Raw genomic sequence first — 1326 nt, 5'->3', positions numbered from 1 at the left:
CGCAGCACCCGGTCGAGCGGTCGCTGATCGCGCGGGTCGTCGCCCGCGTCGAGCCGCCACGCTCCGCGCAGTCGCCCGGCGCGCTGCAACCAGATCTCGGTCGGGACGGTGGCGTACGGGATCACGGCGCTGACGATCGCCACCGCCGCCGGCCCGAGCCCCCACCGCTGGTTCAGCGCGACGAGCACCGCCGTCGCGCCGTACGCGAGGAACACGAACCCGTGGATGCCACCCCCGATCGTGACCGCGAGGGGCAGGTCTGCGGTGGCGCGCAGGATCAATCCCGCGATGAGAAGCGTCCACGAGATCGCTTCGGCGATCGCGAGCGTGCGAAACAGGGTCAGGGGCGTGCGGAACACGTCTCTCCTCGTTCGGGTCCGGGGCTTTCCACCCTACGGACGCGCCCGCGCGGTCACCCTCCGGACGTCTCGACGTCGAGGCAGCCCGCCCTCACTCGATCGGCTCGTCGTCCTGGTCCAGGGTGGGATCCGACTTCTCCCCCTCGGCCGCGGTCGACGTGTCGGGCTCGGGACCGGGGTCGATGGGCGGCTTCTGGCGCTCGGCATCCATTCCCCCACCCCACCGGTTCCGGGGCGCCACCGCCAGGGTCTTGACGGGGGATCACGCCGCGTAGGCTGGTCGGGTGGCGGAATCCCGGGGGCGCGTGTGGACCGGGGTCATTCGCATCGGCCCGCACGGCGGCGCCCACCGGGTCGCAGCCCGGGCCGCGCTCAGCGTCGGCGTCCCACTCCTTGTCCTCCTGCTGATCGGCCGCCTCGATCTGAGCGTCTACGCCTCCTTCGGCGCGTTCGCCGCGCTCTACGGACGCCTCGACCCGCCACGTCGCCGCGTGCGGATGCAGGCGACAGCCGGTGGCATCCTGGTCCTGTCGATGCTGCTCGGAACGCTGCTGTCGGCCCTGTCCGCACCCGCGCTCGCGAGCGTCTTCGTCGTCGCCCTCCTCGCCGCGGCCGTGACGCTGTTCGCGTACCGGGCGCAGTGGCATCCACCCGGCGCCCTGTTCACGGTGTTCGCCGCGGGAGCGTGCGCGAGCTTCCCGGCTACGACAGCGACGTTCGGCCTCGTGCTGCTCGTCGGTGTGAGCAGCGTGCTGTGGAGCCTGCTCGTGACGACCGTGTTCGTCCTCGTGCGGCGCGGGTCGTGGCGGCTCCCGTCGCGGCAGACTCCGCCGATCGGCCCGGTCGCGTGGGAGATGACCGCGACGGTCGGTGTCGCCGCGCTCCTCGCGGGCGTCGCGGGCGTGCTGCTGATCGGTTCGCACTGGTACTGGGCGATGGTCGGTGCGGTCGCCGCAGTCGGCGGCGC

Annotated in this window: 2 protein-coding genes; one reads left to right on the top strand and one right to left on the bottom strand. The window is 72.9% G+C overall.

Annotated features, from left to right (window positions below; all coding sequences use genetic code 11):
• Positions 1–359, bottom strand: a 359-nt coding sequence (locus tag I5G_RS14305) for a DUF3817 domain-containing protein (protein ID WP_022879666.1), incomplete at its 3' end; no start/stop codon positions are given.
• 284 nt (positions 360–643) lie between these two features.
• On the opposite strand from I5G_RS14305, the gene I5G_RS14295 reads away from it, so the two are divergent.
• Positions 644–1326 (top strand): hypothetical protein (locus I5G_RS14295; RefSeq protein WP_036328437.1); only part of this gene is annotated, 683 nt, incomplete at its 3' end.

The organism is Microbacterium sp. B19 (assembly GCF_000333395.1).
Lineage (GTDB): Bacteria > Actinomycetota > Actinomycetes > Actinomycetales > Microbacteriaceae > Microbacterium.
This window is presented reverse-complemented; position numbering and strand designations above follow the sequence as displayed.